Below are 24,705 nucleotides of genomic sequence, written 5' to 3'. Positions count from 1 at the left end.
TCTACAAGTAGGTATTTCGATGAGTAGAATATTGCTATCGATGAATGGTTTTTATCGAAAGACATACCATTCGTCTATACTCATATTAGAAGGCTCTGGTTCTTGAAAACCAATGTTTTGAGGGGTTCGAGATTACTCTGAGTAGGTCGCGGGTTTCTATAGAAGTCTGATTTGTAGTCAACCAGAACCATAAACTGCTAATTTTTAATTTGCATTCTTTTTAGAGGTGTTCTAAACCGAAACCTTTGTCGTATATTTAAATCGAAAACTATGGCGAGTCTTTATGGATAAAACCACAAATAAGTATTTGATAAGTGCATTACTCATCGGAGTGGTTTTTCATGGTACGACTATTTTTTTTACGCTAGAGTCTACATATGATGCGTTAATTCATTTATTTTTTGGAAATCATTACGCCAATAATTGGTTTGAACCCTGGAACTATAGTTGGTATACAGGTTTTACAGTAATGGGATATCCACCATTGGTACATCAAAGTATTGGGTTGTTCTCTTATATTGGAGGGCTTAAATTTGGTTTGTTTACTGTGGCTATTATAGCCATCATTCTTTTTATAACAGGAATATACCGTTTTGCCCTGGTACTTACCTCTAATAGAAAAGTTGCTGGATATACAGCTATACTTGCAGTGTTCTCTTCTGCTTTTATAGAAACACTACATATTTTTGGACAATTACCCAGCATTATAGGGCTGTCTATCCTATTGCATGCGTTACCCGAAATTTATCTATGGCTTAAAATTGGGAAATATAAATATTTATTAAATGCTTTGAGCCTTTTAGCGGTTACAGTGACTTCTCATCATGTAACTCCAATTTTTGGGATGGTATTCTTCATTTTTCCGCTTATAGGTATGGTAATCATGGATGTTTCCAAAGAAAAAGCGGGTTCATATAAAGAAATTAGGTTTTTGATGTTCTTGCAAAGCTTTCTTTTTCTTTTTAAAAGAATTGTAGGTTTTGGTTTTGGATCACTACTATTAATTATTGTTTGTATTCTTCCCTATTGGATTAATACTAAGAATAATCCGATTACTCAAGTACCCATACCACATGGATCCAGAGATAATTTTTTCGAAGTCACTTCATCGGGATTAATATTCTTTTTGATCCCATGGGGGATTTTGTTATTCTTATTACCTTATATATGGTATCGATTCTACAGTAAGCGGTATTTGTTTTTTGGGTTGTCGATAACACTTTTAACGATCTTGGGAACAGGAGGAACGACTCCAATCCCCAGAATAATGCTGGGCGAAAATGCTTTTAATATCCTAACGCTAGACAGATTTACACTATGGGCCTCTATTATGGCCTTGCCTATGTTTGGTGAATTTAGTTATCGATTTATAGAAGGAGATTTAAAACAAAAAATTCAAGAAAGATACGGAAGTGTGTATCATAGAGTTTTGGGAGGATTATTTACGGGAGTTCTTGTTTTTACAACGTTTTTTACGATGAGCCTGGGATACTTCAGACCTTCGCAACCGCAAAAGATTAAAATGCTACCTATTTTAAATTTTTTAAGCCAGGATCAACATGATCAATGGAGATACCTTCCTTTGGGGTTTGGAGATCAGATGGCATGGCTTTCTGCTCAAACTAAAGCAATGACGGTTGATGGAAATTATCATTCTGCCAGGAGATTACCAGAGTTAACGACCAGAGCGGTAGAACGCTTAGAAAATTCAAAATTTAGAGGAGTAGAAGGCATTGGCTCTCTGCAACAATTTCTTACTGTTCCCGAGAAATATAATTTAAAATATGTGTTTTCTAATGATAAGTTTTATGACCCTATCTTATATTTCTGTGGCTGGCAGAGGCTGCGACAATTAGAAAACGGGATTATGGTTTGGGAAAAACTAAATGTTCCTCCGTTATCCAGTATTTTACCCAAAGAAGATGTTCCCACGTTTCAAAAATTAATGTGGGGTTTAATTCCATTATGTACTGTATTATTGGCATTTATTATTAATATACAGTTGATATGGATACATGCTTTAAAAGCTAAACATAAAAGTTTTCCTGTATATTTTAAGTATGGAATACACTATAAGGGATTTCAAAAATCAATTTTTAAAGCATCTTATCTATGGGGATTCCTAATGTTGATTTTTACGGGATATGGTTTTTATTTGATATACATAAAAAATGTAAAACAGATAAGCCCTGTTAATGTAACAGAATCATATTATGATGCATTGGATTTTAAAGAATTTGAAAGGGCATACTCTTATCTGGATCCGAAAAGTGATAAAACTATGGATCAATATATGTTAGAGGTTGCGGTAACAGATGGACTATTAAGTTCATATGCCAAATTAGATGAGATTAATGTAGACATTATTGCACAAACTGATAGTACGGCCAAAGCTAAAGTAATTACTTATTGGATCACTCCATTAGAAAAAATAGATAAAATATTTTATCATAAGTTGGTAAAATATGGCAAAAAGTGGTTTGTAAAGCCATTACCATATGATTTGGATATTCCTCCGGATCAATTATTTGCAGAAAACATCACTGCTTTTTATAATCATGGAAGACGTAGAGTTAGTTCTGAACAGACGTATCATGAAGATGTTCTTAAACAACCTGTATTAGAGGTGTTATCGGCAAAAATTATTGAATGTAGAGATCAATATAGTCTTATAGGCGAAATACAAAATATCGATAATATACCAGCAGATGTTGTAATCACTGGCACATTATATAATAGTAATGATGAAAAATTAGCGAGATACAATGCCAAACATCAAATGAAACATAAATTAATGCCTAAGGAAATTACTAGTTTCCGGATTAATTTTGAAGGAATTGCCTGGATAGATAAAGAGGACCATAAGCCTAAAACTTTTGACCCTGATCAGTTTACAGCAATGAAGTTTGATGAAAAACCTGCTAAATTCAACTTGCAATGTGCAGGAAATGTAACAACAGTAGATTTATATAAAGGAGTTGCAATTAATGAACTCTCTATAAAAAATGATCATGTAGAAGGAGTTTTATTTAACTCTGGACTAGAAGAGGTTACCATTCCTTTACTGTTAGTTTCTTATTACAATAAGGATCATGAACTAGTATGGGTAGATCATCAATATTTACCAGAAGGTATTCGCCCACAACGTAAACAATATTTTGATTATCGATTGTTAGATTTATCAGGGGTAAATACTATTAATAAAGATTTGAAAAACGTTTTTGTAAATGGACTATTAAATACTTTAATTAGTAGTAAAGTGGTTCCTAGTAGAAAAGTTGAACACCAATCAGCACAATTTTTACCAATAGAAGGAAAAGGGTTTAGTTATATTAAATTTGAAATTAATACCTATATCGGAGCACCAAATTAATGAAGCTAAGAAAGAAACATATTATTCTACTACTGCTAGGGTCATTAATTTGTACCATAAGTATAGCTTTTACGACTGTTCTAGAAAAAACAGACGAAGTTTCTGCAGTGTTATTAACCAAAGAAAGAGTGTTTGAAGCAGGAAATACTATTGTGTTAGATTTTAAACTTAATACACCTGTTAGGACTCAACTTTTTATACATTCTTCTTTTGGAAGTAATATAATCGATTCTGATAAACAGAATACAGCTCATTTTGTCGTTCCAGAGTTTATGGCAAAGAAAAAAGGGTTAGTATCGTATACCTTACTTGGTGAGTCAGGGAGTTTATATGAAGGTGAAATACGAATCATACCTAATACCAAAACAAAAGTGCATTTAGAATCCTATATTGGACCTCCTAGTATCATAGCAGGAGGAGAAGATTATACAATGCAAATTATCGTTCCTACTGATTCTTATGATAATCCATTGCCGGATAGTACAGCAGTATTGATCAGGCATCAATTTTTGGATATAGAAAAAGAAAGCATATTGCAAAGCAAAGATATGATAGGCTGGATAAACATATTCTCTTATGAGCAATCAGGACGAATATTATTGTTTTCGAAAGTTGGCGGGACGGTTTCTAAAGAGTTTTCTGTTGAGGTATATCCTTCGTTACCAGAAAATTTTGAGATTAAAAGTAATCGAAAACATGCATATGCAGATGGTAATCAAATTACAGAGTTTATTACTTCTATCATAAAAGATGAATATGGCAATATAGTAAGTGATGGCTCCCTTGTTAAATTTGTAATTAGAGATGCAAAAGGATTACTATTGCATACACAAGGAAGTACTGTTAATGGCCAGGCGGTAGGTAAAATTTTACATCCCGATCACAAAGATACGTGGCAAATTAAAGCCTATGTACCAGGAATGGCAGAGAGCAATACATTAACTATAGCATATACTCAGGTTTTGAATGATTTTGAAGTGAAATTTAACGATAATAATCGAGAGATTACTATTGGGCCTCTGATAAGTTTTATGGAACAATTGATCCCCGATGGAACTATAGTAAAGATTGATATTTTTAAGGATAATCAAAAAATAGAAACCGGAATTAAGACTTCTTCACAAGGGATCGTTAGATTCCTTTTACAGGATGGGTTTTATGTTTCTGGGAACTATGATATTCAAATCAAAGCTTTAGGAATACAAAAAGAATTTAAGAATATAGCACTAAAATGATAAGCTGGAATAGAAACATATATAGATCAATCATCATCATTTCTTTTGTTGGAGTCATTATATTAATACTCTTTGGTATCAGCCAGACATTATCTTATCTTACTACAGGAGCAGATCGAACTTCGATGCTACATCTGGCTTTACATAAAGAGCAAGTGTATTTACCCAAATTAAAATGGAAAGACACGATTAACCCCGGGCGACCTATAGAAAAACAGACGTTACAGGATATAGAACAAGATTACCTTAATGCATGGTATATACGCAATGCAGCATACCAAACTAATAAACAAGAGGGAATAGAGGATTACTATACTAAAAGTGCACAGAAACATATTGTTACATCATTAGTATCCAACAAAGAAAAAGATATTGCTATACATAGCACTACAACTACTCATAATGTAGCATTAGATTTTTATAGCGCAGATGGCCAATTAGCAGTTATAACAGATACAGGTGTAAAAGAATATCAAAGAGTTTATCGCGATAATGAACTACTATTAGAAACAGAGTTGCAATCAGACTATCAGGTGATGTTAATGTTAGAAGATGGTTTTTGGCGGATACGCCATATGGTAAAAGAAAAAAATCATTCATCAGATCCTGTAATGCAAACCAATAGCTCGATTAAAGTTATAGGAGAAAAAATATTTGTAGAAGATAAAGAATACCAGATCAAAGGGATTAACTATTATCCGCAGAAAACACCATGGGATATGTTTGGTGATGATTATGACATTAATGTCATTGGTGCCGATTTTGATGTTATTAAGAATGCAGGCTTAAATACGATACGAATTTTTATACCCTATGAAGTTTTTGGAAAAGCTAAGGTGAAAACAGAAAAATTAGAAAAACTTAAACAAGTATTAGATAAGGCAGAAGCCAAAAACCTTAAAGTTATTGTTACATTATTTGATTTTTATGGGGATTACTCTGTATTGGATTGGACATTAACCCATCGCCATGCAGAACAAATTGTAAGTGTTTTTACAAATCATAACGCTATCCTTGCCTGGGATATAAAAAATGAACCTAACCTGGATTTTGATAGCAGAGGAAAAGAAAATGTATTGGCCTGGCTAAAAGAAATGACTCGTCAAATCAAACAATTCGATCCTAATCACTTGATTACTATAGGGTGGTCTGATACAGCATCTGCTAGTTTACTACAGGATGAAGTAGATATTATCTCTTTTCATTACTATCTGGACATCAATACTTTTTCTGAAGCGTATACTACAATGAGTGCAAAAATTGAGAAACCTATGGTTTTACAAGAATTTGGATTATCTTCTAGCAGGGGACTTTGGAGTCCTTTTGGTCCTTCAGAAAAAGGGCAAGCCAATTATTATAAACAATTTCAAGAGATCATTAAACAAGATAATATCCATTACCTCTCCTGGACTTTATATGATTTTGATGAGGTGCCTAGTGCCGTGGTAGGTAAATTACCTTGGCGAAAACACAAACAAAAATACTTTGGGTTTATTGATCGCAATGGAAATAAGAAACCTGCTTTTGAGTTTATAAGTAAGTAAATTTGAACCGACGCAGTTTTCTGATATCAAAATGAGGTCAATATTACTCATCCAATGATAGGCATTGAAACATATAAACAGATATTACCCTAAATATTTAATTTTGAAGGATTAACTTTTTATTCAAAATTAAACCCTCATTGCTATAGACAGAGATAATGTATAATCCTTCTTGTATACCTTTAAAGAGATGCTTTTTAGAATTACTTTCAAGATTAGCTTCTAATATCTTAAGCCCTTTTAATGAATATAAATAAATTGTGAATTGTTTTTCTTGATCTGTTTCGATAGAAATCGATCCATTAGAACTCATTGGGTTTTGAAATTTGATAGCTACCTTATCTGTAGATTCATTGTTTATTTCAGAAACCACATCACATCCAATAAATTGATTTTGACCATAAAAAGTAGTATTTGGCGAAAAACTTATATCCCGATCGATTATAGAATTATTATAAATGTCTACAACCTTAAAATCATAAGGCCCTAAATTTTGATCATCTCTCCAAGTGATTACAAAAAAATCATTACTATTATTCTTTGCACGAAACACCTCTTTGAAATCATTGTTTTGATACCTGAAATACAGTTTCTTAACGGTCGATTTGGTGTTTACAACCATTACTCTCTTTTCTGATGCAAAGGAACTTTTGGAATAATAATACCCCATATTTCCCTGTTCGGGACAAGTTGTGATTTTCCATGTAACGTTAACATTACCCAGGAGAGTGTCTCCCAGTTTGGCAAAAGCCTTTTTATGAATGTCTAATCCATGAGTACCAGATTTATCCATTACTTTTACAATAACACTGCCTTTGTTGGAACTTACTTTTAAACATGTATTACAAAGTCTTTCTGCTTGATAATCCGTAGCTCTAAGTGCAGCATATAATGTATCATTAGCCATTGGGGAGTATCCACATGATGTAGTAGCATTTGTCACGTGATGGTACTTTGCCACTCCTGACCAAACCCTATTGTCACATTGTTGGGCAACCACGGAAAGACTAAATAGAAAAAACAATAAAAAATACTGGGGATTAAGCATATAAATTACGATTAATTTGAAGTGAAATAGAACCTTGTGTATAAAAGAATATTTAGTAAGCTTTAATAACTAACTCATGCCATAGATTTATAGTATAATGCTATGCGTTTATTTCTTTTTTTAAAGGAAATAAAGGGTATGAATTGAACCTTATATTAAACATATTCAAGAAAAAGAAAACAAATTGAATTTAACCAGAATACATTCGCATAATAGCAACTATTATACAAAGCTATTTAAAAAAAACACTCTATTGTTTTTGCAATAGAGTGTTTTACAGTTACGACAAATCATTAAGTTTGGGGCAATCCTGCCAGTATACAGGCAGAAATGTTTTTATAAAGAAGCCCCTTTATATGTCTTTTCAATTTTGCGAGCGTTATTTTTTTTAATAGCATTAAACTGCTCTATATACATTGCTGTAATTTTACTCATCGGTAAGGCAGTTGCTGCTTTATAATTTGCTTTTCCTAAAGCAGTACGATATGCAGGGTCCATGACTATTTTTTCGATAGCATCGGCCAGGCTATCTACACTTTCCGGATTAAAGAATTCTCCTTGGTATCCTTCGTCTTTTACTAATAAACTTAGATCTCCTAAATCTGGCATAACCACAGCTTTACCATAACTTCCTGCTTGATGCAATACACCAGAACTACCCGTTGTAGAGGTATAAGGAAATACGACCATTGCACTTTCTGTAAAGATTTGAGGCACATCTGCTTCTTCTACATAACCAGTAAAAGTGAGTTGAGGTACATCTGTATATTTTTCTTTCATCGATTGTAGATATCCAATAACATTAGGATTATCGGTTCCAGCAATTACAATCTCTAAATCAATATTTGTTCTTGATCGTATTTTTTCTACCGCTTCAATCATGATTTCTACTTTTTTGTAGGTACCAAATTTACCAAAAGTCATAATTTGTAATGGACCTTCTGGAAGCGTGTATTTTGGTTCTTCAGGTATTTCAAAAGTTCCATGAGGAATCTGCACTACATTTTCAGTTTTATATTTCGCTTTTAAAATATGTACATATTTGTCAATAGTAACGGCAACGATATCTGCAGATAAAATAAACCGGGTGAGTGTTGTTCCTATCCCGTTATAGATTTTTTGTAAAACTTTATTTTTTGTAAACCCAGAGCTTTCCAGATCTACTTGCTCCATAATATTGTGTAACAGAACTATAGTTGGTATTTTGTTAAAAACACAACGTTTGGGTAGTAATAAACCAAGTGCTGCAGCTATTTTTTTATCTCCGAATTTCATAAACTGAAGATTGAACAATACTGCATCTGGACGAGTTTGTCTAATAGCTTTCATGACAGAGAAGATGTTACTATAGCTATTAAATTTCCAACATTGTTTAACGACTACATTACATCCTTTTTCTTCAAAAACTGTATCAGCGTCATTAGGAGATACATCGGTTAATAAAATAAGTTCGGATACCTCGGCATGCTGTCTAAAATGTTTTACCAGGTGGTATGCATATTCATTTAAAGTTACTTTACTAGGCGGATATGCTGTTACAATTGCTAATTTCATCTGTTGAATTTTGTATTCTTTTTAGAAACAGACAGAGACGAATTAAAATCGAGTAGAAATCTTATTGGTTATATAGGTTTCAAGATTTTAGGACGAATGGGGTACGTCTTTATTTTTTAATATAATAAACTACAATTTATAATAACCTAACAACAAAAACAACTGAAACATAAGAAGAATAATTATAGTGTTGCCAATCAGAAAGAATTTTATAAGACTATTACAGGTAATAAACTTATATACCTAGATTAGTAATTTTCTCTAAAAATATGATTTGCTTTATTTTTTTTGAAAGCATTTACTATTACATTATTTTCTTTTCCTAAAACAAAAAGTATTTTACTTCTTCTATTTGCTTTTGCATAGATGTCTTTTAAAACTTTTATTGCTTTTTTGTCGATTTTATTTACTTTTTTTAAAGACATTACTACTTCTTCATAATGATCTAATAAGTAGTTAAAATGATCTCTTACTACTTCTGTATTATCCAAAGTAAAGTTCCCTATTACTTCAAATGTTCCTGACGTATTTATTATTTGTAGTTTCATGATATTTTATATTTGGGGGGAGTGTTAAATGTTATACGAAATCACTTCTTAGTATGTAACTTACTTTACCAAAAGCATTACTTACTTTTTTGTTTTCTTTTCCAATGATGTAAAAAATCTTGTTGCTTTCCATAGCATTTCTGAATAACTTGGTCAATACCGTAACACCTGAAGCATCAATTTTTTTAACCTTGTCAATACACAATATCACTTTGTCTGAATTGAATAATAGCTTCTCAAAATGATGTTGTAGAGATTTGGTATTTTCTGCTACAATACTTCCTTTAATTTCAAAAATCCCTTGATTTTTAGTAATTCTTAAAGCCATAACTTATTGTTTTATTGGTTATTAATATTTCAAAGATGGATCAATTTTTTTGCATCTCTACGCTAAATCTGTTGAGGTGCAAGTATCCTTCGATGAATTGATTTAATTGTTCGTTGAGCTTTTTTTAGATAGCTTCTGATAGCTTATAAAAAAGAAGATTTGAAATATGAGAAGAATAGCCATTGCTATTATTTGCATAATAACAATATCAGATAATGTGTCGTGAAAGAATATAATAAGTACAACCTGTGAGACCCCTAGTAAAGCCGATAATATAACGGGTATATATTGATCTAAGGATAAAAAATAATAGGCAAAAATGTTAGAAATAGCAAAAAGTGAAGTTGCGATTGCATATTTCCATAGTAATGGAGCAACACTTAAGTATTCTGAGCCAAACATGATATTGATTACCAATTCGGGAAATAGATAACATCCCAGAACAATGGATGCCGAAAGCAGTGTGATATAGAATACATATTTAAATAATATAGGAGCATGGGATTCTCCGTCCTTTTGTTTTTGTACTACCTTGGGTAATAGTAACATCACAAACATCCAGGCCACAAAATAAACTACTCTACCAATCAATGCTAATGATGCATACAAACCAGCTTCATAAGTTTCAAAATAATGTTTAACCATTAGAATGTCGCTATTGTTGATTATGATTTGAGTAAACTCATAGAAAGCCGTTAGCAAGAAAAACTTAATGATATATTTAGATTCTGCAGATGGTAGTTTATGCTTTTTTGTGATCTCTATATCTCGCGAATGAAAAGGTAATAACCCAAACAAAAAAGAAATAGCAATACCCAAAGCAACTAAAATAGAAGATTGTAAACCTAAGGTATATATCAAAATAAGAGTAATAACCAACCTGCTTAACATCTCTCCCTGATAGGTGATTGCAAGACTGTCAAACTTTTTACTGCCCTGAAACACTCCTCTGTTCACACTCATTATGAAGTAAATAGGAACACCAATCCCAAAAATGGTAAACATAACAGAAGATTGAGTATTAAAAAGTACTTGAAGTTGTTTGGAAAAAATAAGTAAGAGAGCACCAAAGATAACTCCAACAATACTTGAATATTTATAAATAATATTGATAAAACTTTTAAATATTGAATCTTCAAAAATCACAGAAAATTTAGCTGTGGATAGCTGAAATGTCATAGCGATAAAAGATAAAACCAAAAGAAAAGTAATTAATAATGCTGCATCTGCAAATTGTTCGGGACCTAAGATTCTACCTAATATCAAATTGTATAGATAGTTTCCTCCATTAACAATGATAACGCTGATCATAAATTTTTGTTCAGCACTTAATTTTTTTAAAGCAGTATTAAGAATCATATTCATAAAGTTAGTTTTTAATTTTCCAACGTTTACATTTTATTCTAAAAATATTCTCTTTTTGATAAAACCACTATACTACCTGTTTTTAGGTAGTATAGCAGCTTTATTGACTATTGTTATTGTATTAAAAAACTTCCCTCGTATCTTTTCTTAAAATCATCTCCTCTAATAATGTACTTATACACTCCCTGCTGTAAATTCTTAGCGGTAAACGTAAATGTGTCTGATGGAGCTCTTGCACTTCCTAACTCTTCTTTTTGCACAACTCTACCTAACATATCAATTACAGAAATTGTAATTTTTTGATTTACTGTAGGCATTTTGATAGTTGTTTGTGTCCTGAACGGATTAGGAGAATTGTTTATGACAGTATTATTATCTGTAGCTAGAGTAATATCTTCTACATCATCATTATTAATAATTGTAGCATCGCTATCTTCCTCATCGATAGTGTCTGTGTTTTCTTTTTCCTTGGTAAAAGCGAGTTTAGCAACTTCGAGATTGAAAAGAGCAAAGCTTTGATAATCTCCCTGAATAGAAAATACAACACTTCTTAATTCATCGATAGAAACACTTTGTTTTGCTTTACTCGAAAAATCTGAAAAAGGAATTGTATACGTTTGTTTTGTATCACTAGCTTTTATGGTATATCTAAGCCTTTCATTCCAGTTCGCAAGATCTTTGGTTACCAAAATTACTTCTACATCTCTGTCAGTATATAATTCAAACTCAACGGCATCATACTCAGAAACATTTAGTGTTAGATCACCACCAAGGATATTTCTAAACAGATTCATAGTTTCCTTTAGATTACCATTTACTTTGGCATCTCGTTCTACTTGATAATGCCCTTTTTGAGTTTCACTGTTTTTATTTTTTATGATTTCAAAATTAAATACGGTAGCTCCTTGCTCCAGATAATCGATCCCCCAGGGGCCATCTGCCAGATATAGTATATCTGCTGTATTGGGATTATCACCGGTAATGGCAAATCCAATATCAAATAAGTATCCTGTCTCTACAGTAATGGTCTCTTGATATTTACCAGATAAGGATATTGTTTTGGTAATTAGTTGTTCTTTAGACAATTCAGTGGCTCTTTTGTTTCCTCTGAAATTAAACTGACTTACTTCTGATTTATTTATAATATCTAGAACAAGTTTACCATCTCTATAAAATCCTTTTTGTACAAATACTGATGGGATATTATTAGGAATAAAAGTTTTACCTAATGACTTTTGTTCGATCAATTTATCGATAATAGTATTTGCAATAGTTGCTACCTGTGGGATAGAACCACCCCAAATCTGGAAATTAAGGTAATCGCCTTCTGGGTATTGATCGATATTCCATAAGCTATATAATTCATTTTGAAATTCATCTATTCTCACAGAGAAATGTAAAGCTTGTTCGATTTCTCCTGTAACTCTTCTGATTTTGGTATTTACCAAAGTATGATTTCGAATTGTTAATGTTCTTATATCTTCTAATACAGAACCATTAAGTCTGTCGCAGATCGTTTTAGAATGATCATAAATAGATCCTTTGGTTGCCATGGCAAGGGCCGCTCCAACTCTCTTATTTTGATTGTAGTAATCTATCGAAAATACTGCCGTAGCATTTGTTATACCAATCAGGTCATCAGGACTAGAAACAAAAGATGTTTCTGTTCCTGTGGCACCAGTTGTTGGGAAATAAATACTTAAATCTTGACTATTACCAGACTTGTATGATTTTTGACCCGGAGCGAAACGTTTCTGTAAATTCTTTTGATTGTATACTTTGTTCGTTTTTGATCTTAAAAAATTTCTTTTGGCAATTAAACTTGCCAGATCACCATTACTTTCTAATCCACCGTCGTTTCCAGAAGTTACAACACCTTCTTCTGTTAATTCAGGGATATTTGTAGTTTTTAAAGATGAGTATTGATCAGCTTTGATGTGAAAAAGAACATCATTAAAATCGTGATCTACTCCCGGATAATCTCTTCTGATATCTTCAAAACCAAGTACTATGGTCTCATTTGCTGTATCTGCAAGAAGGATGTTATGTGGTCGTAGTGCTTCATCACATTCTGGATTGTAATCAGGATTAGAATAGATTTGCCATAATCCAGAGTCTACAGTGCTACCATTCCAACCGTCTACAAGTAATACCCAGCCAATACCAGTATCTGCAGCAAAACTACCTATGTTTACAGTATTACCAGCATTTAATTCACCATTGCTGCCTGTTTTAGAAGCATTAGGGAATACAATAGTTATATCTTCTGGGTTAGGAGCCGCAGTAGAAGGACTATTTATATCATAGGTATAAAAACCTAATGTATTTTTATAATTTGTGTTTTCACCAATAAAAGTTACAGAAACATTCGTTGTACTTTCTATGGTAACATTGGTATCGTATCCCGAGTAAATATAATTCGGATTAAGATTTGGTACAGAATTTCCTTCTGGTAATGCGTTGTCGATTCGTGTGAGGTAATCAGAAGCGAGTGTTTCGTTTGTTCCTAAATAATCAGGAGTTCCGTTACTATTATATGTTCCTGGATATTGGTATCGCTGGCCAATACTTAATACAGGAAAACTGCTTGGAGTCTGGTTTCCATTCTCAGAATCAAATACGGTTTCCTTTAGATCAAAATTATCATCTAAGCCATCCTGATCAAAATCATTTCCTGCGGCAACTGTATCAGCAGTACCATCACTGTTAGTATCATACCCATCTACAGTATCCAAAGTTCCATCATTATTAGAATCAGTATCCATAAAGTCAGGATTATCAGTGCCATCTGTATTTATATATCCTTGAGGCGTACCCCCATGATCTGGATCAAAGGCATCATCCATACCATCTCTATCCTGATCTGAACCAGAAAGAGCAACGAAACTTGAGCTGTTTTGTCCTTCAATAAGATCAATAATACCATCCTGATCAGCATCAATATCGTATGGGTCATAAATTAAATCACCATCGGTATCTGTAGGGTAAAATGCAATTCCGGTTTGATCAACGTCTACTATGTCTGCAATTCCATCAAGGTCAGAATCTACAAAATTAGCATCCTGACTATTAAAAAAACCATCTCCATTGGTATCATAGCTTCCTAATCCGGCTTCAACGATATCGAATATCCCGTCATTATCACTATCAAGGTCCAATACATTAGGGACTCCATCACGATCAGTATCAAAAGCCAAAGAGACTCCACTATTACAAGTATTCCCAAAATCTGGATCCAGGTAATTAAAAATTCCATCAGAGTCATCATCACCATATGGATCAATCCCACCACCTTCTACAATATCAGGGATTCCATCTCCATCGGTATCCTTATCAAAAGGATCTAAAACTTCATCTTTATCAGCATCAATAGGTGATACTCCAACTGCACATTTAAAACCATCATTAGAATTTGTTACTTCGGTATTATTGAGTAATGTGGCATAAGGAGAAGCTAACTCATAATCATTTACTAAATACAATCCACCTTTATTACTAGATACATATAATCGGTTACTGGTATCGGTATAACAAGCACCAAATGTATGACTCGGTAAATCTGTAACGGTCTTATAACTAAAAGCAGGTGTAGCTGTAGTAAGATCCCATTTATAAACATTTCCTTTACTACCGCCATATAGATTACCATCTATAAAAACGATATCTGCGCAAGTACTTGGCGAGGCCTGATCAGATACTACGATCTCAAATGTTGGTGATGAAGAGCCATCATAACTTTGAAGATTGGTAATCTTATGAAATGATTGTTTATCAAGTGCATTTTGAAAAACCCATAAGTTCCCTTCGCTATCTACATCGGCTGCATAACCGCCACCAAATGAAACACTTCCATTTTGGGCAACAGCACCCAGATCTACTACGATGTCTGTTCCGATACGTAATAAATGCTTATCGCTATTTCTAATCGCATATAAAAAGTTATCTACAGGGTTGTATCCTCCCGCATTGTATGCTGTATGCGTATGAAGAGGCACTGAATATGTTCCTGTTATCGGGTCGTATGATCGTAATGCTCCAGAAATTACCTGATAAAATTTTCCCTCATTACAGTCTAATGATTGCTGGGCATACGTAATATTTGCTAGGAGAATTATCAAAAGTATAATGATCTTTTTCATAGTATATACTGGTCGCTTGTATTGAAAACTAATACAGACGTTTATTGATAGTTAAAATATATTTTGAATTAAATTTAGTAAAGAAGAAAAGTAGTTATCGTACCATATAGTAATCTGTTTTAAGGTTGAAAATGTCTGAAGCACTTTTGCTATTTGTTTTGATTTTGAAGTAACTAAACCAGATCATTAATAGATTGATTGGGATAAGAAAAGAATCTTTTAGTGTTATTTTAGAACCTTCTACTTCAATCCAGCTATCTAGCGGTTCTTCACTAATACAGTTTAATAGATCTTTTAACCCTACATGCTTTTTTAATCGAAGAAAGATTTCAATATCAAATAACCACCTGCTGATAAATCGTTGGCTATATACATTTTCGATGATACTTTTCTTAAATACTTTTGCTCCACACTGTGTATCTTTAATAGGAAGCTGAAGAATAAATCGGATAAAGAATCCAACAAAGTTTGATAAGAGTTTTCTAATTATATTTCTGTCAATATTGTTTGACTCTGCTGCTTTTCTAGAACCAAAAACCATGGTTAGTTTTGGATCACTATTCAGTTTCTTTACTAAGTTGTCCATTTCTTCTAATGATGTAGAAAGGTCGGCATCAAGGAAAGCAATATTTTCTATAATGTCTATATCTGCCAGGTAGTTTGCTCCTGTTTGTACTGCAGTAGCCTTACCTTGATTATGTTCGAGATCAAGAACTGATATCCTTTGTGGGTCAAATTCTTTCAGTTCACACAACATTTTTAATGTATCGTCAGAACTGCCGTCATTTACAAAGCATAAGTGGTAATTTGAATTTCTGCTTAAAAAATCACAAAACTTTTTTTGAGGTAATCTATTATATTCATTATAACATGGGATAATAATTCCGGTAATTTTCGTCATTTTTTTTTAGATTTTGGGACATACTTCTGGGGTAGTAGAAGTATTGGTTTCTTAATATTGGTCTTTATTACTTTTTTTAGACCTAAATCTTTTAAAACATGTTAAACATTCTTCTGGGGATTTTTGAAGATTATTTTACATTTTGACGAATTTACTGTAATCTCGAATTGACCATAAGCGCTAGTTATCAACTCGTTGTAAAAGTAATATGTGTTTTTGAAATTTGGTTATGGTAAAACCACAAAATGTTTACGCAAATTCCAAAAACAGTGTATTTCATCGGTTAATCGATATTTTTTACTGAAATTTTAACATTTTTGAATTTAAAAAAGAAGGTAAAATACTACAAATGTTAAAGAAAAAAATGCTTTTTTGATAATTTTAATGTTAAAAAAAGGGGTTTTTTCCCCTGTTTTAATCCTTAATTCTATAAAATTATGTTAATACCGATGTGTTTTTTCTTAAATGAATCTTGGGTGGTGATATTATTTTTATAAAACTTATTAAGTTTTTGACAGATGTTTTTTTAGTTATTCTTACTTTAACGATGTTAATCAACTATTACACAAAATAATGCACTTAAAGTCATTTTTTATTAGCCTTTTATTTTTGTTTTCATTTTCATTTTTGTTTGCACAAGATATGCAAGAAGGGTTTAAGTATTTGGAAACCGGTAAATATGATAAGGCAAAATCTTTTTTTGATACGATTCTAAAACAATATCCCGATAACAAAACTGCACGTTTATGTTATGGAAGAGCTGTGGGGTTATTAGGAGATTCACAACAAGCAGTATCAATTTTTACAGGACTAAAAAAAGAATATCCAAATGATTTTGAAATTAAACTAAATTATGCGGAGTCACTACTCTGGAATCGTCAATTTACCGAAGCCGAAACGTTTTATGAAAAATTGATTAAAGAAGATAGTACAAGCTTTCCCGCGGTACTGGGATATGCAAATACACTTTCTAATCTCAAAAAATATGAAAATGCATTGAAGTTGGTCAACAATGCATTACAACTACAAAAAGGAAATCCTAATGCCTTACTATCTCGAAAATATATTCGTTTGGGGTATGCTAATACCATAGCACAGGACAAAAAATATGATGAAGCAATTGCGCTATTAGATCAAAACCTGATTGATTTCCCTAATGATAAGGATACTCAGTTAAATAAGGCAAACCTATATCTAATGACAGATAATCTGGATAACGCAGAAAAAACATATACCGCTTTGGCAGTAAACCCTAAGGATAGTATTTTATCGTTAAATGGCTTGGCTCTGGTGGCTCATAAAAGATATAAAGAGAAGAAAGCATTAGCAATAGCTGGTATGGCAAAGCATAAAGTGAAAAGATTAGAAGAAGATAAAGAACTTTATCTATCTACACGAGAACGATATATACAAGCATTATTATGGAATAGGAAATTTACTGCAGCAAAAGAAGATATAGATCAATTACAACAATTATATCCAGATAACTCGAGAGTACTGGCTTTACAAGCTACTCATGGTATGTATACCAGCAATTTTAAAACCAGTCTTCAAAAATACAATACGATTTTAGGAAAAGACAAGGGGTCTTTTGATGGTAATTTAGGAATAGCAAATGCATATAGAGCAGTGGGAGAGGATATGAAATCCTATACATATGCTTTTAAAACATTAGAATATTACCCAAAGCAACAGGATGCCGAAAAACTGATAAAGACATTAAAGAAAACACACACGCCTTTTATAGAAGAAAAAACAGCATTTACTTTTGACAATGGAGATAATGAAGCAGTAAATATTACGGTAAAGACCGAGATTCCATTATCTGCCAAATTCAAATCCGAGATTCAATATGATTATAGAACTACTAAAAATACAGTAACCAAAAATGAAGCCACTTCTCATGATTTTTGGCTAGGGGGAGTGTATAAATTTAATGGAAGAGTTTCTCTACAATCCAAAATAGGGATTACCAATGCCGATGGATTTACAACTGAGTATACAGAATTGGTTGCCGAGGCAATATTAAAAACAAAACCATTTACCCTTCAAAACTTAGATGTTGGATATAAAAGAGAGCTACAAAATTTTAATGCAGATTTGTTGAATCGTGAGATTGTAATGAATAATTACTTTTTGAATTATAACCTTGGTACCAATTTTAATTTAGGATGGTATACCCAGTATATCTATACTTCTCAAACCGATGATAATAGTAGAAATCTACTTTTTACATCTTTGTATTATACGGTACTACAAAGGCCTATTCTAAAAGTAGGTATTAATTATCAATACCTTTCTTTTAAGAATCAGGTACCTACAATCTATTTTAGCCCTGCACGATTTAATTTAGGAGAGCTATTCGCAGAAGTGGTAAGTGATCCACAAAAAAAGTGGTTTTATAATGCTAGTGCAGCTTTGGGGCGACAATTTGTAGAAGATGATCCGGGATCATCTACTTTTAGAGCAGAAGGAAAATTTGGATACCGGTTTTCAGAACGTTTTAAAGCAGACCTCTATGGCAAGTATAGTAATATTGCTTCGGCTACAGCGGCAGGTTTTGAGTATGTAGAATTTGGTTTTAGACTAAAATGGTATTTCTTACGTAAACCGATTTTTGATAAAAAGATAATGGAATTACAAAAGTAACGAGTATTGGTACCTTAAATCCACACTATCGGGGATAAACAACTTCACAAGAATTATAATTGGTACTTATAGAAACGCTGGCTAAAACGTCCGAATTTTTTGAAATTCAAACATTTCGGATATTCAAAAAACATTTTGTTATTAGGTTTATACTATTCTTAGAAACGTAAGTTAAGCGTTAAGTAAAAAGTGTATAAACAAAAATAATAATTATGAAGAATCTTAAAAATTTCAAGAAGTTAGATAGAAAAGAATTATCCAAAATCAATGGAGGAGATGATGACCGACGACCAGGACCTGTTCCATTTGTTTTATGCCCGCAATGCTATATGTTAAATATAATGTATGCAGCAATGGCTATCCATTAATTGTAAAGAACAAGCTTACTACATTCTTTAGATAAAACGGATCTAATGTAAAGTGATTTTGTTTTGTGAAGCTATGTTCTTTTATAGAAAATTCGATAACCTATGTTGGATTATCGGATTTTTTTTAATGCTATAAGTAGAAAGTATTCTGTATCGTTTAAGAGGGATTAACTATCTATTGTTGGTTGTGTAAATTACTTCAGGATTAATATCAAAACAGCCGGATTATAGGTGACTGTTCGAAATACGTTGGTAATCCTTCGAGCCATTTTGGGATGGGCTTGATATCATATGCTTGGTTAAATTTGGATTATGTATTTCAAAATAAATTATATATAAATAGCGAGGACAACCATGACGTTATCCCCGCTATTACCCAAATCCTGAACTTAACCTATTTTTGTTATCGGATTAAAAAACTACCTTTATATTTTTGTTTGTTATTGCCTCTTAAGATGTAATAATATACACCTGGGATAAGGCTTCTTGTTTCAAAAGTTATGGTGTTATTATATACAACCATGCGCTCTTGTCGTACTGTTCTTCCTATCATATCGATGACTACCATTTCTAATGCTTCATGTGTTCCTGGTACTTGAATTGAAGTTTTGTTTTTAAAAGGATTAGGATAATTAGAAAGCGTAGTAACTGTGATTTGTTCATCTGTTTCTACTTGTGCGATTTCGTCGCTATTATCTTCTCCATTTTCTTCTACCACCACAGGTGTTTCAGGATCTAATTCTGGATCTATTATTGTTGTATTGGTGAATGCCAGATCAGATACTTCCAAGTGAAATGGAGTAAAGTTTTGATAATCTCCCTGTACAGAAAACACAATACTTCTTACTTTTTTGAAGCTTTCATTTTCTTTATTACCATTTGTGAAATCAGAAAACGAAATGGTATGCGTTGTTTTTTCATCGGTAGCAGGAATTCTATATCTAAGTCTGTTACTCCAGTCTGTAAGACCTTCGGTTACTAATATCACCTCGATATCTCTATCATTATACATTTCAAACTGTACAGCATCATAGTCAGACACAGATAGCGTTAATTCGCCTGCCAATATATTTCTAAAAAGATTTAAAGTTTCTTTTACATTACCATATACTAGTGCATTACGTTCTATAGTATATTCATTTTTCTGAGCTGCAACATCATGTTTTGTTACTTCAAAATTCTCGATCACTACTCCTTGTTCCTGGTAATCAATACCCCAGGGACCATCTGCCAGATACAATGCATCTAATTGAGTAGAGTTTTGTCCTAGGATAGAGAACCCGATATCAAATAGATATCCTGTTTCTATGGTGATTTGCTCATTGTATGCTCCTGATAATGCTACTGTTTCAATCATATTGTGTTCTTTTGATTGTTCAGTCTTTCTAATGTTACCATTAAATGTCATATGATTGGCACCTAATTTATTGATAATATTTAGGGTTAGCTTTCCATTTGCATATGATCCTTTTTCTACAAATACAGTAGGTACTCTATGACTCACTTTATGACTACGCATAGGTTTGTCGGTTGTAAATGAATCCAAAATATGATTCGCAATATTTGCTACTTGTGGTACTGATCCACCCCATACCTGGAAATTTATATAATCTCCATCAGGATAGTTGCCAATATTCCATAAGCTATAGATTTCATTCTCAGATTCACCTTTCTTAACCGAAAAGGTTAGTGCATATTCAATTTGACCAGAAGCTCTCTCTATTCTAGTACTCACAATAGTGTGATTTTTAATAGTTACTGTTCTTACATCTAATAATTTAGAGCCATTTAATCGGTCACAAATTGTTTTTGAATGATCATAAATAGAACCTTTGGTCGATGTGGCTAATGCTGCTGCTACTCTTTCATTTCCTTTGTAGTAATCTACAGAGAATACAGCTTTTGCATTAGTGATACCTAATAGATCATCTGGACTTGATACATAAGTAGACTCCGTTCCGAATATTCCTGTATTAGGGAAATAAATACTTAAATCTTCATTGTTACCCGATTTGTACGATTTCATACCAGGTTGAAATCTTTTTTGTGATTTTTTGGTATTGAAAATACTATTTGTTTTTGTTCTGCTAAAGTTACGTTTAGCAATTAAGCTTGCTAAGTCACCGTTACTTTCTAACCCACCATTATTAGCAGAAGTAACATCTGTAGCCGTATCGATATCCACATAATTATCTGTTGAGATCGCTGTATAAGGGCTTGCTGTGATATAGAATAATGCATCATTAAAATCCTGATCACAAGAAGCATAATCTCTTCTAATATCTTCAAAGCCTAATATAATTCTTTCATTATCAGGATCAGATAATAATACGTTGTGGTATCTTAATGAAGGATCTGTTTCTGGGTTATAATTTGGATTAGAATGTAGTTGCCAGTATCCAGTTCCCACACAACCGTCTGACCAAGCATTGGCTAGCAGTACCCATCCTATTCCTGTATTAGGAGGGAAAGTTCCAATTTTTACTTTATCACCAATTTCTAATTCACCGCCGCTTCCTACAGCAGATACGTTAGGAAAAATGATGGTAATATCTTCTGGAGCAGGTATTGAAGTTGATGGATTATTAATATCATAGGTATAGAATCCTAATGTATTTTTGTATCCAGCACCTTCTCCTATAAAAGTAACCCAGATATCAGCTTGTTCCTGTACTTCAATATCTGAATCGTAACCAGAAGAAATATAATGAGGGTTAAAATCTGGTACCGGATACCCTTCTGGTAATGCATTATTTACCAAATCGATAGTTTCCTGGGTAACTACATCTTGCCCATCCAAATACAGTGGCTTTCCATTAGAAGAAAAATCACCTAAGTAGTTATATCTGTCACAGATCTCAGGAATAGGAAAACTTGCTGGAGTTTGCCCTCCGTTTTCTGGAGCAAAACTACTTTTTCTTAAATCAAAACTATCATCTAATCCGTCATTATCATTATCAACTCCAGATAATGTAGTTTCTGCAACTCCGTCACCATCACTATCATATGCTTCTGTACTATCAGATACACCATTATTATCAGAATCGGTGTCCAGATGATCATAAGTATCTGTACCATCAGTATTTATGGTTCCGTTTGTGGTTCCTCCATAATCAGGATCAAACGCATCATCCATACCATCCTTATCTTCATCAATATTAGATAACCCTTGATAGCTACCACTATTTTGTCCTTCTATAATATCTACAATTCCATCATTATCAGAATCGATATCGTAGCAATCATAAATACTATCATTATCAGTATCGTTAGGAATAAAAGTATTCCCTTGATCAGGATCAAACGCATCTGCTAATCCATCTAGATCAGTATCCAGAAAATTGCTGTCAGATCCATTATAAATCCCGTCGTTATTTGTGTCTTTATCGCCTTGCCCTGCTTCTACAATATCATAGATACCATCGTTATCAGAATCGATATCCAGAAAATCGGGATTACCATCACTGTCTCTATCAAAAGCGTCTTGTACTACATTGTCTCCGTTACCACTAATATCGTTATCCAGGTAGTTGTATAAATCATCTCCATCATTATCTCCATAAGGATTCATACCGTTACATTCTGCAATATTTGTTATACCATCACCATCACTATCATCATCCATAGAATCTAAAGCCCCGTCTTGATCTTTATCGAGTGGAGAAATACCGTTGGCACATTTAAAACCGTCATTAGAGTTTGTGGTTTCGGTAAGATTAAGCAATGTGGCTGTTGGGGTAGCACTTTCGTAATCATTGATTAAGTATAAACCTCCGTTGTTAACAGATAAATACAATCTGTTATTAGCATCGGCATAAGCAGCTCCAAAAGTACCAGTAGGTAGATTGGTTACTGTTTTTTGAGAAAATACAGGGGTTCCTGAAGACAGATCCCATTTGTATAGCTTTCCTCTGCTTCCTCCATAAAAAGCACCATTTATATATGCAATATCTGCACAAGTACTGGGCGAAGTCTGATCAGCTTCTACAACTTCGAAAACAGGAGAAGAAGATCCGTCATAATCTTTTAAGTTTGTTATTTTATGAAATGTTTTTTTGTTGGTATTTTGATACACCCAAAGGTTTCCGTCTGCGTCGACATCTGCTGCATATCCACCACCAAAAACTGTAGTCCCGGCAGGGGTTACAGCACCAAGATCAATCACCATATCCTTGGCAATTCTAAGGAGGTGATTGTCACCTCTCTTAATTGCATATAGATAATTATCTTCGGGATTATATCCTCCAGCATTATAGGTGGTAGAGTAGGTGTGTAGTGCATCAGAATATGAACCGGTAATTGGATCATATGCTTTTAAAGATCCAGAGATCACCTGGTAGAAATTACCTTCATCACAATCAAAAGGTTGTTGAGCGTATCCAGATAAAACTACTAATATAAATATGAAGGTAGTTATTTTTTTCATTTTGATATAGATTTAGGTTTCAGATGACTAAAATTAATCTATATAAACTCTCTATATTGGAGTTATTCGATCAGGGGTAATTTACTGTAGATGAATGGGTTTTGTATAGAGTTGAGTACATGAGGGTGGGAGTGGTTAAATCCAGATTATGCGATTTGAAATATCATAGATATCAAATTCAATTACCTTCTTAGATAAGACTGGCGTGATGTTATTTAACCAGGATTCGATGTAAGGATTTAGTTTTAAAAAGCCGTCAACTTGAGTGATTTTTCATAGTGAAACGGAGAAAAATTGTATCGACCCTTCGACGAAGCTCAGGATGACAAGGCTTTTGCTTGAAAATTTACTTGTCTTCGATAGTTCTGCTGAGCTTGGTCGAAGTACAATTTTCTACCGAAAATCACTCTGACTGACGTAAATTTTCTTATGTCGAACTCACGTTATTTATGTAATTGGCTACTATTCTCTTAACTTAAAGCATATTAAGGCGCTTCATTAACTCCGGGCGGTTAGAACGACTCACCGGTATAACATCTTTTGCAATAAGTACACTGTTGTCTTCTATATCAATAATTTTTTTGATATTAATAATATAAGATCGATGTACTTTTAGGAAAAGATCGGTTGGTAGTTTTTCTTCAACCTTTTTTAATGTAGAATGTACTGTGTAATTTTGCTTTTCGGTTTTAATCAGCACATAATCTCCTTTGGCTTCAATCAAATTAATAGTTGGGATATTAATCTTGATTAACCTTCTGTCTATATTAATATAAAGCTCATTTTCTTCAGAAGAAGAAGTGTTTAAGGACGATTCTGTTTGTGTCTCTGTTGAGGTTTCTGTAGCAGCAACTGTTGTTGTGCTTTCTGCCTTTTGTATTGCTTTAAGAAATCTAGGTAAGGTTATTGGTTTTACCAGATAATCTACGATACATTCATACTCAAAAGCTTCTAAAGCAAAATTTTTGTCAGAAGTTGTTAAAATAATCTTAGGTGGATTCTTTAAGGTATCAATAAAATCAAAACCTGTAAAGTCTGGCATATGAATATCCAGAAATATAAGATCTACTTCTTCTTTATTTAAAAATTTAATGGCCTGAATTGCATTCGGAAAATCATCAATAACATTTAGTTCATCAACCTGTGAACAAAGTTGTTGAATAATCATTCTTGCGGTTTCTTCATCATCTATAATTATGCAATTCATAATAAATTGGTTTTTAAAGG

14 protein-coding genes are annotated in these 24,705 nt (G+C 32.9%); 5 read left to right on the top strand and 9 right to left on the bottom strand.

Going from position 1 to position 24,705, the window contains the following annotated elements:
• The first annotated feature begins 283 nt into the window (after positions 1-283).
• From AAFU52_RS04385 to AAFU52_RS04375, 3 genes are read left to right on the top strand one after another with little or no spacing between them, the layout of a single operon-like run.
• Positions 284-3,373: a hypothetical protein gene (locus tag AAFU52_RS04385; RefSeq protein WP_438425649.1), complete on the top strand. Its 3,090-nt coding sequence runs from the start codon at positions 284-286 to the stop codon at positions 3,371-3,373.
• Positions 3,373-4,608, top strand: a complete 1,236-nt coding sequence (locus AAFU52_RS04380; RefSeq protein WP_438425648.1) for a hypothetical protein — start codon at positions 3,373-3,375, stop codon at positions 4,606-4,608. Before AAFU52_RS04385 ends, AAFU52_RS04380 begins: the two co-directional genes overlap by 1 nt.
• Positions 4,605-6,152 (top strand): cellulase family glycosylhydrolase, encoded by a 1,548-nt coding sequence (locus AAFU52_RS04375; protein WP_438425647.1) that lies wholly within the window; start codon positions 4,605-4,607, stop codon positions 6,150-6,152. Before AAFU52_RS04380 ends, AAFU52_RS04375 begins: the two co-directional genes overlap by 4 nt.
• A gap of 97 nt (positions 6,153-6,249) precedes the next feature.
• Here the strand turns inward: AAFU52_RS04375 and AAFU52_RS04370 are convergent, their stop codons facing one another.
• The 7 genes from AAFU52_RS04370 to AAFU52_RS04340 all read right to left on the bottom strand — a co-directional run bounded on the left by AAFU52_RS04370 (position 6,250) and on the right by AAFU52_RS04340 (position 16,035).
• A complete protein-coding gene (locus AAFU52_RS04370; RefSeq protein WP_438425646.1) occupies positions 6,250-7,200 on the bottom strand; it encodes a T9SS type A sorting domain-containing protein in 951 nt (316 codons plus the stop codon).
• 336 nt (positions 7,201-7,536) lie between these two features.
• Positions 7,537-8,754: a glycosyltransferase gene (locus AAFU52_RS04365; protein ID WP_438425645.1), complete on the bottom strand. Its 1,218-nt coding sequence runs from the start codon at positions 8,752-8,754 to the stop codon at positions 7,537-7,539.
• Between the two features lie 248 nt (positions 8,755-9,002).
• Positions 9,003-9,302, bottom strand: coding sequence for a hypothetical protein (locus AAFU52_RS04360; RefSeq protein ID WP_024771956.1), 300 nt, complete (start codon positions 9,300-9,302; stop codon positions 9,003-9,005).
• 31 nt (positions 9,303-9,333) lie between these two features.
• Entirely contained in the window at positions 9,334-9,630 is a 297-nt protein-coding gene (locus AAFU52_RS04355) for an STAS domain-containing protein (RefSeq protein ID WP_024771957.1), read from the bottom strand.
• A gap of 102 nt (positions 9,631-9,732) precedes the next feature.
• Positions 9,733-10,995, bottom strand: a complete 1,263-nt coding sequence (locus AAFU52_RS04350) for an oligosaccharide flippase family protein (RefSeq protein ID WP_394331066.1) — start codon at positions 10,993-10,995, stop codon at positions 9,733-9,735.
• A gap of 113 nt (positions 10,996-11,108) precedes the next feature.
• A complete protein-coding gene (locus tag AAFU52_RS04345) occupies positions 11,109-15,134 on the bottom strand; it encodes a DUF6923 family protein (protein WP_438425644.1) in 4,026 nt (1,341 codons plus the stop codon).
• Between the two features lie 94 nt (positions 15,135-15,228).
• Positions 15,229-16,035, bottom strand: coding sequence for a glycosyltransferase (locus AAFU52_RS04340; RefSeq protein WP_024771960.1), 807 nt, complete (start codon positions 16,033-16,035; stop codon positions 15,229-15,231).
• A 573-nt stretch (positions 16,036-16,608) separates the two neighbouring features.
• Here AAFU52_RS04340 and AAFU52_RS04335 point away from each other — a divergent pair.
• Together AAFU52_RS04335 and AAFU52_RS04330 are read left to right on the top strand one after the other, a co-directional pair.
• Positions 16,609-18,684, top strand: coding sequence for a tetratricopeptide repeat protein (locus AAFU52_RS04335; RefSeq protein WP_438425643.1), 2,076 nt, complete (start codon positions 16,609-16,611; stop codon positions 18,682-18,684).
• A gap of 212 nt (positions 18,685-18,896) precedes the next feature.
• Complete coding sequence (locus tag AAFU52_RS04330; protein WP_152538634.1) at positions 18,897-19,052, top strand: bacteriocin-like protein; 156 nt, start codon at positions 18,897-18,899, stop codon at positions 19,050-19,052.
• A 403-nt stretch (positions 19,053-19,455) separates the two neighbouring features.
• Here AAFU52_RS04330 and AAFU52_RS04325 read toward each other — a convergent pair whose 3' ends face one another.
• Positions 19,456-23,478, bottom strand: a complete 4,023-nt coding sequence (locus AAFU52_RS04325; protein WP_438425642.1) for a DUF6923 family protein — start codon at positions 23,476-23,478, stop codon at positions 19,456-19,458.
• Between the two features lie 475 nt (positions 23,479-23,953).
• Positions 23,954-24,685, bottom strand: coding sequence for a LytR/AlgR family response regulator transcription factor (locus tag AAFU52_RS04320; protein WP_438425641.1), 732 nt, complete (start codon positions 24,683-24,685; stop codon positions 23,954-23,956).
• Positions 24,686-24,705 lie beyond the last annotated feature (20 nt).

The sequence above is a fragment of the Aquimarina macrocephali genome, assembly GCF_051627225.1.
Classification (GTDB): Bacteria; Bacteroidota; Bacteroidia; order Flavobacteriales; family Flavobacteriaceae; genus Aquimarina; species Aquimarina macrocephali.
This window is presented reverse-complemented; position numbering and strand designations above follow the sequence as displayed.

What these genes read in the sequence shown, in the direction of transcription:
- AAFU52_RS04355 (WP_024771957.1), bottom strand. Translation starts at nt 9,630, where the DNA reads ATGGCTTTAAGAATTACTAAAAATCAAGGGATTTTTGAAATTAAAGGA.
- AAFU52_RS04350 (WP_394331066.1), bottom strand. Translation starts at nt 10,995, where the DNA reads ATGAATATGATTCTTAATACTGCTTTAAAAAAATTAAGTGCTGAACAA.
- AAFU52_RS04325 (WP_438425642.1), bottom strand. Translation starts at nt 23,478, where the DNA reads ATGAAAAAAATAACTACCTTCATATTTATATTAGTAGTTTTATCTGGA.
- AAFU52_RS04380 (WP_438425648.1), top strand. Translation starts at nt 3,373, where the DNA reads ATGAAGCTAAGAAAGAAACATATTATTCTACTACTGCTAGGGTCATTA.
- AAFU52_RS04335 (WP_438425643.1), top strand. Translation starts at nt 16,609, where the DNA reads ATGCACTTAAAGTCATTTTTTATTAGCCTTTTATTTTTGTTTTCATTT.
- AAFU52_RS04375 (WP_438425647.1), top strand. Translation starts at nt 4,605, where the DNA reads ATGATAAGCTGGAATAGAAACATATATAGATCAATCATCATCATTTCT.
- AAFU52_RS04385 (WP_438425649.1), top strand. Translation starts at nt 284, where the DNA reads ATGGATAAAACCACAAATAAGTATTTGATAAGTGCATTACTCATCGGA.
- AAFU52_RS04370 (WP_438425646.1), bottom strand. Translation starts at nt 7,200, where the DNA reads ATGCTTAATCCCCAGTATTTTTTATTGTTTTTTCTATTTAGTCTTTCC.
- AAFU52_RS04365 (WP_438425645.1), bottom strand. Translation starts at nt 8,754, where the DNA reads ATGAAATTAGCAATTGTAACAGCATATCCGCCTAGTAAAGTAACTTTA.
- AAFU52_RS04345 (WP_438425644.1), bottom strand. Translation starts at nt 15,134, where the DNA reads ATGAAAAAGATCATTATACTTTTGATAATTCTCCTAGCAAATATTACG.
- AAFU52_RS04340 (WP_024771960.1), bottom strand. Translation starts at nt 16,035, where the DNA reads ATGACGAAAATTACCGGAATTATTATCCCATGTTATAATGAATATAAT.
- AAFU52_RS04330 (WP_152538634.1), top strand. Translation starts at nt 18,897, where the DNA reads ATGAAGAATCTTAAAAATTTCAAGAAGTTAGATAGAAAAGAATTATCC.
- AAFU52_RS04320 (WP_438425641.1), bottom strand. Translation starts at nt 24,685, where the DNA reads ATGAATTGCATAATTATAGATGATGAAGAAACCGCAAGAATGATTATT.
- AAFU52_RS04360 (WP_024771956.1), bottom strand. Translation starts at nt 9,302, where the DNA reads ATGAAACTACAAATAATAAATACGTCAGGAACATTTGAAGTAATAGGG.